Below are 10,065 nucleotides of genomic sequence, written 5' to 3' on the forward strand. Positions count from 1 at the left end.
CCCATGAACCGTCCCGAGTCCACCCCCGCCCCGGCCGTCGTCCCCGCCCCCGCCCCCGGAGAGCGCCGCCTCACCGTCGCCGTCTCCCCCGAGGTCGCCGCCCGCTACCCGCAGTGCCGCACCGTCTACCTGGTCGCGCGGGGCGTCAAGAACGGGGAGCCGTGGCCGCGGACTGAGGAGGCGCTCGGCGCCCTGGAGGAGGACGTGCGCGAGGGGCGGCTGACCCCGGCGGACGAGGACCATCCGGTGATCGGCGCCTGGCACGGGCTGCTGCGCTCCTTCGGCACCAACCCCCGGCGGGCCCGCCCCAGCATCGACGCGCTGAGCCGCCGGCTGCGCACCTCGGGACGGCTCCCCCGCGTCTCGCCGCTCGTCGACACCTGCAACGTGGTGTCGCTGCGCCACCTGGTGCCGACCGGCGGCTTCGACCTGGCCGCCTTCCGCACCGGGATGGAGCTGCGGCTCGCCCGACCCGGCGACGTGTACGTGCCGCTGGGCGAGCCGGACGTGACCGAGACGCCCCGCGAGGGCGAGGTCGTCTACGCGGACGGGAACCAGGTCGTCACGCGGCACTGGAACCACCGGGACTCCGACGTCACCAAGGTGACCGGCGCGACCCGCGACGCGGTGCTCCTCCTGGAGGGGATCGCTCCCGTCGTGCCGGAGGAGCGATTGCTGGCGGCCCGGCGGGAGCTGGCCGAGCTGCTGGCGCCGCACGCGGAGGAGATCGCCTTCCACGACGCCGAGGACGGCCGGACGTTCGAGATCGTCCCATGACCGCGGAGTCCCGGGTCCGGTCGCTCGACCTCCAGCTGGACGTCAAGCTCCCCCACCGGCGGGGCCGCAGCGACCAGTTGACCACGGCGCTGCGCAAGGCCATCGAGAGCGGGCGGCTGCCGCCGGGCGCCCGGCTGCCGTCCACCCGCGGCGTCGCGTCCGACCTCGGGCTGGCCCGCGGCACGGTCATCAGCGCCTACCACCGGCTGGTCGCCGAAGGGCTCCTGGAGACGGCGCACGGCTCCGGCACGCGGGTCGCCGCGGACCCGCCGCGCGTCCTCGCGTCCGCCCGGCGCCAGGCGGCGGCCGGACCGGGCGCCGCCTGGCGCTGGGACCTGCGGCCGGGCCTGCCGGACATCACCCTGTTCCCGCGCGGCGCCTGGGCGCGGGCCACCCAGCGGGTCCTCACGGAGGCGCCGGCCGGGGCCCTCGACTACGGCGACCCGCGCGGGCAGCCCGAGTTGCGCCGCGCCCTCGCCGACTATCTCGGCCGCACCCGGGGGGTGGTGACCCATCCGGACCGGATCATCGTCTGTCACGGCTTCACCCAGGCCCTCGGGCTCGTCGCGGGCGTCCTGGCCGAGCAGGGCGTCGGCACGGTGTCGGTGGAGGACCCCTGCTATCCGCTGTTCCGCGAGGTCGTGCGGCTCGCGGGGCTCCGGGCCCACCCGGTGGGCGTGGACGAGCGGGGGCTGCTGCCGTCGAGGCTGCGGGGCGGGGCCGTCGTCGTGACCCCGATCCACCAGTACCCGCTCGGCGCGGCCCTCGCCGGGGACCGCCGCCGGGAGCTGGTGGCCTGGGCGGAGAAGGCCGGTGCCGTGATCGTCGAGGACGACTACGACGGCGAGTTCCAGTACGGCCGGCGGCGGGTGGGCGCGCTCCAGGCGCTGGCGCCGCACCGCGTCCTGTACGCGGGGACGACGAGCAAGACGCTGGCGCCCGGGCTGCGCCTCGCCTGGCTCGCCGTGCCGCCCGAGTGGGTGGAGCCGATCACCGCGGCGAAGCGGATCGCGGACCAGCACTCGGCCGCGCTGACCCAGATGGTCTTCACGGACCTGCTGCGGTCGGGGACGTACGACCGGCACATCAGGAAGTGCCGCGACCACTACCGGGAGCGCCGTGACCGGCTCGGCGCGATGCTGGCCCGCGAGGCGCCGGCGGCCCGCCTGGTGGGCGAGGACGCCGGGCTGCACACCCTCGTGCGGTGGGACGCGGACGGGCCCGCCGAGCGGGAGGTGCTGCTCGCCGCCCGGCGGGAGTCGCTGGCGGTGACGGGGCTGAGCGCCTACTGGGGGACGACCGGTCCGCATCCGCCGGGCCTGGTCGTCGGCTACGGCTCCCCTCCCCAGCACGGGTACGCGGGGGCCCTGGGGGCGCTGGCCCGTGCGCTCCGGCGCTGTTTCACGGGCTGATCCCGTCGGGCCTCCGCCCGCTGTCTCACGGGCTGATCCCGTCGGTGTCCCGCCGGAGCGAGCGGTCGACCAGGGGTCCGGCGGCGCCGGTGTAGGCGGCGGGGTCGCACAGGGCGTCGAGCTCCTCGGGGGTGAAGAGGCCCTTGGTCTCCGGGAGTTCGGCGAGCACCCGGGCCAGCGGGGCGGCGTCCCGCTCGGCCTGGGCGGCGGCCCGGGTCAGCGTCTCCCGGGCCGGCTGCTTGCCGAGGAGGGGCGCGAGCACGGCGCCCAGCCGCTCGGTGACGATCGCGCTGCCGGTGAGGTCGAGGTTGCGGCGCATGCGGTCGGCGTGGACGGTGAGTCCCTCCGCCAGCTCGACCGCCGTGTGGGCGGCGCCCCCGGTGAGCCGCAGCGCCTCGCGCAGCAGCTGCCATTCGGCGTGCCAGGCGCCTCCGGAGCGCTCGTCGTCGGCGAGCAGGCACTGGTGCAGCCCCTGGGCCAGGGCGGGGACCTGGAGGGCGGCGCTGCGGATGAGGGTGGCGAGGACGGGATTGCGCTTGTGCGGCATGGCGGAGGAGGCGCCGCGGCCCTCCCCGCCGGGTTCGGCCACCTCGGCGATCTCGGTGCGGGAGAGCGTCTGCACGTCGAGGGCGATCTTGCCGAGCGCGCCGGCCGTGAGGGCCAGCGCCGCGGCCAGGTCGGCGATCGGGGTGCGCAGGGCGTGCCAGGGCAGTACGGGGCGGGCGAGTCCGGTCTCGGCGGCGTAGGCGTCGACGAGCCGTTCCAGGTAGGCGGCGGTGTCGACGGGGGCGCCGCCGTCGACACGGGCGAACTCCAGGTATCCGGCCAGGGTTCCGGCGGCGCCGCCGAGTGAGAGCGGCAGCCCTTCCCGGTCGAGCCGGGCGAGCCGGGCGTCGGCGTCCAGCAGGAGCCGGCGCCAGCCGGCCGCCTTGAGGCCGAAGGTGATGGGCACGGCCTGGAGCGCCAGGGTCCGGCCGCTCATGGGGGTGTCGCGGTGGGCGGCGGCGAGGACGGCGAGGGCCTCGGCGGTCCGCGCGAGGTCGGCGCGGACGAGCGCCAGGGCCCGCCGGGCGACGAGCATCGCGCCGGTGTCGAAGATGTCCTGGCTGGTGGAGCCGCGGTGGACGAACTCGGCGGCCGCCGGGTCGTGTTCGGCCACCCGGGCGGTGAGGGCCCGGACCAGGCCGACGACGGGGTTGGCGGTCTCCCGGGAGGCGACCGCCAGGTGCCGTAGGTCGAAGCCGTCCACCCGTGCCGCGGCGGTGATCGTGGCGGCCGCGGCGGCGGGCACCGTACCGAGGGACGCCTGGGCGCGGACGAGGGCGGCCTCCGCGTCGAGCATGGCCTGGAGCCAGGCGCGGTCGTCGACGGCGGCCTCGACGGGGGTGCCGGCCCGGACGGGCGAGAGCAGTCCGGTGTCGAGGGGGTCTGCGTGACGGTCCGTCATGAGGCCACCTCCATGCGGCCGGTGTCGGCGGCCGGGCGGTCCGTCCGCGCGGCGAGCGCCAGGACGGCGCGCGCGAGGGCGTCGGCGTCGCCCAGGCTGACCGAGTCGACGCCCGGGCGGGCGGCGGCGGCCGTGACCCAGTGGGCGCCTTCGGTCGGGACGCCGGTGGCGAACCGTCGGGGGTGGGGCCGGTTCCGGGCGTCGACGACGTGGCCGGGGCGTCCCGTCACGGCGAGGCCGCCCGTCTCGTGGCGGGTGCCGCCGCCGCTCTCGACGCGGTACGGGGCGGCCTGGCCGTCCTCCAGCATGGCGCGCATCAGCGGGTCTGCGGTGCGCAGCAGGTCGGGGGCGGGCAGCCGGGCCTCGATCAGCACCCTCGTGCGGACGGGCGGGGCGGGGACGTCGCTCGCGGTGCAGACGAACGCCGGGTCGCCGCCGTCCACGTGGACGCGGGCGCCGGGGCCCGTGACGTACAGGATCCCGGCCTCGACGAGGGCCCGCATCTGCTCGATGCGGAAGGCGGGCGGGCCGATGGAGAGGTGGGCGTTGAGGGGGGTGTACCAGCCGTCCAGTTCGTCCCGGTGGGAGTCGGCGTCGAGGCCGCCGTGGTCGACGGCGAGCCGGACCTCGTTGCGCAGGTCGCGCAGGACGTCGAGGGCGGCCTTGACGGGGTCGCCGACGTTGCCGCCCCTGGCCCGGCGGACGTCCTCGTCCAGGTGGTCGAGGAGCCAGGCGGTGAAGTCGGCGTGGTCGCGGAAGGCGCGTCCCGCGCAGGGGTCGGCCTGCCGCTCCCACTGCCAGCGGTCGGCCTCCGGGACGCCGAAGGCGTCGAGGATCTCGACGCGGTGGTCGGCGCGTTCGGCGGCGAGGTACAGCTCGGTGAACGCCTCCCGGTCGGCGCCGCGCCCCCGGCGGTCGAGCAGGGTGCCGTAGTAGACGGACTCGGTCTCGCGGGCGATCAGGGGCCACACGTCCGTGCCGAAGGAGAGCCCGTCCCCGTGCCGGGAGCGCAGGCGCAGGGCCGCGACGCGCTCCGCGGTGAACAGCCGGGGGTGGTGCCGGCCGTCCACGCCCTTCTGGTTCTCGCCGCGCGCCTGGTAGGGCACGCCGCGCCGGGAGGTGGCGTACAGCCGCGGCTCACGGCCCGAGGCGAGGTACACGAGCCGTCCCCGCCGGCGTTCGAAGCGGCCTCCGCGGCCGCTGGTGAGGAGGGCCATGTGGTCGAAGAAGCTGAGGCCGAGGCCGCGCAGCAGCACGGGTTCGCCGGGGGCCAGGGCGTCGTGGTCCAGGTCGGCCGGGTTGGCCGGGGGCACGTACAGCAGGCCGTGCGCCTCGGCCTGCGCGGCGAGGCGGCTCTCCTGGTCGTCGGGGCGGGCGGGCACGTGCCCCTGGGCGAGGACGACGGCGTCCAGTCCCTCGATCACCCGTCCGTTCTCCAGGAACACGGTCTGCTCGCCGCCGGGCGTCGTCTCGTGGATCCGCACCGCCCGGGTGGCATGGGCGGTGACCGTGACGTGCGGCGGGGCGGACAGGCAGACGCGGGCCCACATGGCGCGCAGGTAATCGCCGAAGAACGCCCGGGTGGGATAGCTGTCCGCGGTCAGCCGGGAGGCTTCGGAAAAGGCTTCCCCGCCCATGAGGGCCTTCTTCTCCGCGGAATTCTCGCGGACGATTTCCCGGGCCCATTCGAAGAGGCTGGGCCCGGGTTCGACGGGCCCGTCGAGGGTGACCGTGTCGTCGGTGAACACGGTGATCTGCGAGGCCACGGTGTTCATCAGGAGTTCCCGGGACTGGTCCGTGCGCCAGACCGCGCCCGCGCCCATCGGCCAGGGGTCGACGAGGTGGATGTCCACCTCCGGACCGCCTTTCCTCTCACGGGCGTTGGCGCAGAGTCTCTCGAGCACGGAGAGCCCTCGGGGTCCGACACCGATGACGCAGACCGACAGTGGATTTTCTGGCACGTTTTCCAGCTCCTGCCGTGAAGGTCGACCCGGAAGCGTTGACGTTTCCCGACGGTAGGTGAATGCGCGGCCGTCGAATGGACCACCTGTCGGCGGTCTCGCTGAACCACTCCGAAGCACGACACCGGCACGAAACCAATGACGACTATCATCGACAACCTCGCTCAAGGCGAGACAAGTCCACAAGGTCCCGCAAAAGGGACGGAAAAGGTAAGATTGCACATTTTCGATGCCCTGTGCGTCTGTGTTTCCGGATGGATGAGAGTGAATGAGAGAAAGTGAAGTCGCCCGGCCGGTGACCGCCGCCGACGTCGCCCGGGTCGCGGGGGTCTCCCAGTCCACCGTCTCCCTCGTGCTCAACGGCAAGTGGCAGGGCCGGGTCCGGGAGGAGACCGCGCTCCGCGTGCGGGTGGCCTCCGACAGCCTCGGCTACCGCGTCAACCAGGCCGCCCGCACCCTGCGCCTGGGCGGCACCGGCACGGTCCTGCTGGTCGTACCCACCCTGGAGAACCCGGTGTTCGCGGCGGTGCACGCGGGGGCCGCCCGCGCCGGGGCCGAACACGGCCTCGGCGTCGTGGTCTTCCCGCTCGGCTCCGAGGACGACCGCGGGCCGTTCCCCGTCCCCAAGCAGTCGATCGACGGAGTCCTGGCCTGCTCGATGCCGGCGGCGGACGTCGCCGGGCTCTCCACCGGCCTGCCGCTGGTGGTCCTCGACGACACCCCGCACGGCCCCGCCCCGACCGTCGCCATGGACGTCGGCGACGGCATGGCCCAGGCCCTGGCCCATCTCGTCGCCCTGGGCCACCGCCGCATCCTCCACGCCCGGGCCACCCGTCCCACCTGGACGTTCTGCCGGCGCGCGGAGGTCCTGGAGGAGACGCTCCTCGGCCACCCCGAGGTGGAGAAGATGGACGTCCCCGTCACCTTCAGCCCCCTGGAGGTCCGCGACCGGGTGACCCGGGCGCTCACCGGCGTCTTCGCGCCGACCGCCGTCGTCTGCGACGACGACAACATCGCCACCGGGGTCTGCCACGCGGCCCGCGCGCTGGGCCTGACCGTCGGCCAGGACCTGTCCGTCGTGGGCTTCAACGACCTCCCGGTCGCCTCCCTCCTCGCCCCCGCCCTCACCACGGTGCGCCTCCCGGTCACCGACCTGGGCTTCCGGGGCGTCGAGATGTTCATGGCCGTGGCCGCGGGCGAGAACCCCGCACCCGTGGTGCTCCCGACGGAACTCGTCGTACGGGAGTCGACCGCGCCGCCGCGACCGACCGCGTAACGCCCTCCCGGCATCCGGCAGCGGCCGGACCGCGAGACCGCACCACCCCGCGCACGCCCCCGGGTCCACGGCGGACGAGGGCCCACGAGGCCCGAACCCGCACCTCCCTCACCCGGCCGGCGGCCGCACCGCCACCCCCCACCCCACGCTCCCCCGCACACCGACGCGGCCGCCGAGAGCGCCGCCGACCGACGTGGGGACGCCGAGCCGCGCCACCGTCCTGGCGCGCCGCCGTGATGCCGCGCCGCCGTCCTGGCGCACCGCCGCCCCCCTGGCGCACTGTCATCCTGGCGCCATGAACACCGAAGAGACCTCGCCCCGTCCGCTGCTCGTCGTGGACGGGGCCAACGTGGTGGGCTCCGTGCCGGACGGGTGGTGGCGCGACCGGCGCGGCGCCGCCGAGCGGTTGCGGGACCGGCTCGCGGCGGACGGCGGCCCGGCCGACGGGCCGTGGCCGGGGCCGTACGAGATCGTGCTGGTCGTCGAGGGGCGGGCCCGGGGCGTCGCCTCCGTGCCGGGCGTCCGGGTGGAGGAGGCCGCCGGCAGCGGCGACGACCTGATCGCCGACCTCGCCCGGGGCGCGCACGGCCGGCCGTGTCTGGTGATCACGGCCGACCGCGAACTGCGCCGACGGGTCGAGGAGGCGGGAGCCCGCTGCGCCGGGCCCCGCGCCCTCCCCCGTACGACCCCCTGAGGGGTCGTCGGCTCAGTGACGCTCGGGCAGGTCCCGCTCCGCCGGCAGCGGCGCGGTGTCGGCGTCGGCCGCGCCGGACGCGGTGCGCGCGGACACCGCCGGCACCGGCTTCGGACCGCAGAAGGCCGCCTCCAGGGTGCCGCCGAGCGCCGTGGCGGGGCACGCGCCGGGAAATCCTCCGTTCCGGTGGCGGCGAGGGGGACGCCGTGTCCCTCCCGCCCGACGGGCCCCGGGCGTCCCGGGTTTGTTTGGCCGGGGCGGCGGCGGTGAGGCGGAGGGCATGGAGAATTCGCTGCGGCTGATGATCGCCCTGTGCGGCTCCGCACTCGTCGCGTACGCCGTCGTGCGGGCCGCCGACCTGGCCGCCCGCCGCGCGGACGCCCGGCGGCCCGGCACCCCGCTGTGGGGGCTGCTGCGCCGGTGCCGTACGCCGCTGTTCGTGGTCCTGTGCACGGCGCTGCTCGGGTGGTCGGTGCGCCTCACCGACTGGCCGCCCGCGCACGATCCCGACGGTCCGGTGGCCCGGCTGCGGGTGCTCTGCCTGATCGGCAGCGGCGCCTGGCTGACCGTCCGGGTCGCGACCGCGCTGGTGGAGTCCTCGTACGCGCGCTACGCCGGGCGCACCGCCGACCGGGCGCGGGTGCGGCGGGTGCGGACCCAGGTCACGCTGATCACCCGGGTCGTGTCGGTGGCCGTCGGGGTGATCGCCTGCGCGGTGGCGCTGGTGACCTTCCCGTCGTTCCGGGCGCTGGGGACCTCGCTGCTCGCCTCGGCCGGGATCATCGGCATCGTGGCCGGGGTGGCGGCGCAGTCGACACTGGGCAACCTCTTCGCCGGCTTCCAGATAGCCTTCGGCGACATGGTCCGGATCGGCGACACGGTCGTCGTGGACGGGGAGTGGGGCCTCGTCGAGGAGATCACCCTGACCTTCCTCACGGTGCGCACCTGGGACGAGCGGCGGGTCACGCTGCCGGTGTCGTACTTCACCTCCCGCCCCTTCGAGAACTGGTCCCGCGGCGGCGCCGAGATGACCGGCACCGTCTTCCTCCACTGCGACCACGCCACCCCGGTGCCGCTGCTCCGGGCGCATCTGCGGGACTTCCTCGGCGGCTGCTCCAGCTGGGACGGGCGCGCCTGGGACCTCGCCGTGACGGAGACCTCCCCGACCGGCATCACGGTCCGCGCGATGGTCACGGCGAAGGACCCCGACGCGTTGTGGACGCTGCGCTGCGCGGTCCGGGAGGAGCTCGTCCGCTGGCTGGTCCGCGAGTACCCGGCCGCGCTGCCGAGGGTCGTCACGGGCCCGGCGCCGCGCCGGGCGGCCAGTGATCAGCTCTGAGCGTCGTCGCCGCCGTCAGCCGTGGCCGTCGTCGCCGTCCCGCCGCTCGTCGGGCGTGGACCAGGAGTCGTCCCGGGGCGCACGGGGCTGGGTCCGGGTGGGGTCGCCGAGGTTCCTGCGCCGGCGGGCCACGCGGCGGCCGCCCCACCAGAAGGCGCCGAGCAGGAGGGCGACGACGACCACGCCGATGGCGAGGGCGAAGCCGAGGGCGTTGGACCCGGCGGACGCGAGCGCGCCGGCGGCCATGGACAGAGACGATCCGGTCATACGCCGCGTATCTCCCGTCCCGGCCGCCGCAAACCCCGGCGCGCGACGGGCTCGGCTGCGGCAGGCTGGGGGCATGAGCGATCTGTACGGTGCCGCCGTCGTCCTGCGCCCCTCGGTGCCCGAAGACGTCCCCGCGCTGGCCGCCGTCCGGGCCACGCCCGAGGTGCGGGCCCGGTGGCGCGGCGGGGACGACCTGGCCGGGGAGGTCGCCGAGGACCTGGAGGACCCGGCCACGCGATGCCTGACCATCCGTCACCAGGACCGGATCGTCGGCATGATCCAGTGGTACGCGGAGGAGGAGCCGGACTACCGGCACGCCGGGATCGACCTGTTCCTCGACCCGTCGGTGCACGGCCGGGGCCTGGGCACGGACGCCGTCCGCACCCTCGCCCGCCATCTCGTCGACGAGCTCGGCTTCCACCGGCTGGTCATCGATCCGGCCGCCGACAACGCGGCGGCGATCCGCTGCTACGAGAAGGCCGGCTTCCGCCCGGTCGGGGTGATGCGGCAGTACGAGCGGGGCGCGGACGGCACCTGGCACGACGGCCTGCTGATGGACCTGCTGGCCTCGGAACTGGTGCGCTGACCGCGCCCCCGGCGGCCGTTCACCCGCCGGCGGCGACGGCGTGCTCGCGTTCCGACACGGCCGTGGTGTCGACCATGCGGTTCAGCCTGTGCCGGGCGCGGGTGGCGTGGGCCCGCGGCAGCCTGATCTCCGCGCGGGCCCGCTCCGAGCCGGTGACGACGTACGCCAGCGCGAGGACGGGGGTGCTGGAGAGGGTGGCGGCGATCCTGCCCAGCGCCCCGGGGGTGTCCCGGAGCGAGACGACCACCGTGCACGTGTCGGTGTCGGTGTCGGGGGCGGGGGCGGGGGCGGGGGCGGGGGCGAAAG

At 75.8% G+C, this 10,065-nt stretch carries 10 protein-coding genes; 6 read left to right on the forward strand and 4 right to left on the reverse strand.

Going from position 1 to position 10,065, the window contains the following annotated elements:
* A partial coding sequence (locus IF73_RS0136470; protein ID WP_199806784.1) for a B3/4 domain-containing protein occupies positions 1–777 on the forward strand: 777 nt, incomplete at its 5' end.
* Positions 774–2,189, forward strand: a complete 1,416-nt coding sequence (locus IF73_RS0136475) for a PLP-dependent aminotransferase family protein (RefSeq protein ID WP_031015678.1) — start codon at positions 774–776, stop codon at positions 2,187–2,189. The genes IF73_RS0136470 and IF73_RS0136475, both read left to right, overlap by 4 nt.
* Before the next feature lie 25 nt (positions 2,190–2,214).
* Here IF73_RS0136475 and pcaB read toward each other — a convergent pair whose 3' ends face one another.
* Entirely contained in the window at positions 2,215–3,636 is a 1,422-nt protein-coding gene (gene pcaB / locus IF73_RS0136480; protein ID WP_037881699.1) for a 3-carboxy-cis,cis-muconate cycloisomerase, read from the reverse strand.
* Entirely contained in the window at positions 3,633–5,597 is a 1,965-nt protein-coding gene (locus IF73_RS0136485) for an FAD/NAD(P)-binding protein (protein WP_199806785.1), read from the reverse strand. Before IF73_RS0136485 ends, pcaB begins: the two co-directional genes overlap by 4 nt.
* Before the next feature lie 268 nt (positions 5,598–5,865).
* Between IF73_RS0136485 and IF73_RS0136490 the strand changes: the two genes are divergently transcribed.
* The 3 genes from IF73_RS0136490 to IF73_RS0136505 all read left to right on the forward strand — a co-directional run bounded on the left by IF73_RS0136490 (position 5,866) and on the right by IF73_RS0136505 (position 8,906).
* The gene (locus IF73_RS0136490) at positions 5,866–6,873 is read left to right on the forward strand and encodes a LacI family DNA-binding transcriptional regulator (RefSeq protein WP_031015681.1); all 1,008 of its coding nucleotides are present in this window, start codon (positions 5,866–5,868) and stop codon (positions 6,871–6,873) included.
* Positions 6,874–7,168: 295 nt separating this feature from the next.
* Entirely contained in the window at positions 7,169–7,567 is a 399-nt protein-coding gene (locus IF73_RS0136495; RefSeq protein ID WP_031015683.1) for a hypothetical protein, read from the forward strand.
* Between the two features lie 280 nt (positions 7,568–7,847).
* A complete protein-coding gene (locus tag IF73_RS0136505) occupies positions 7,848–8,906 on the forward strand; it encodes a mechanosensitive ion channel family protein (protein ID WP_031015686.1) in 1,059 nt (352 codons plus the stop codon).
* A gap of 15 nt (positions 8,907–8,921) precedes the next feature.
* Here IF73_RS0136505 and IF73_RS0136510 read toward each other — a convergent pair whose 3' ends face one another.
* Positions 8,922–9,173 carry a DUF6479 family protein gene (locus IF73_RS0136510; protein WP_234338452.1) on the reverse strand — a complete coding sequence of 84 codons (252 nt, stop codon included), beginning with the start codon at positions 9,171–9,173 and terminating at the stop codon, positions 8,922–8,924.
* Between the two features lie 73 nt (positions 9,174–9,246).
* Here IF73_RS0136510 and IF73_RS0136515 point away from each other — a divergent pair, with 73 nt between their 5' ends.
* The gene (locus IF73_RS0136515; RefSeq protein ID WP_031015690.1) at positions 9,247–9,759 is read left to right on the forward strand and encodes a GNAT family N-acetyltransferase; all 513 of its coding nucleotides are present in this window, start codon (positions 9,247–9,249) and stop codon (positions 9,757–9,759) included.
* Between the two features lie 19 nt (positions 9,760–9,778).
* Here IF73_RS0136515 and IF73_RS0136520 read toward each other — a convergent pair.
* Positions 9,779–10,065: hypothetical protein (locus IF73_RS0136520; protein WP_031015692.1), on the reverse strand; the 287-nt coding region annotated here is incomplete at its 5' end.

This window comes from Streptomyces sp. NRRL F-5727, assembly GCF_000719555.1.
Lineage (GTDB): Bacteria > Actinomycetota > Actinomycetes > Streptomycetales > Streptomycetaceae > Streptomyces.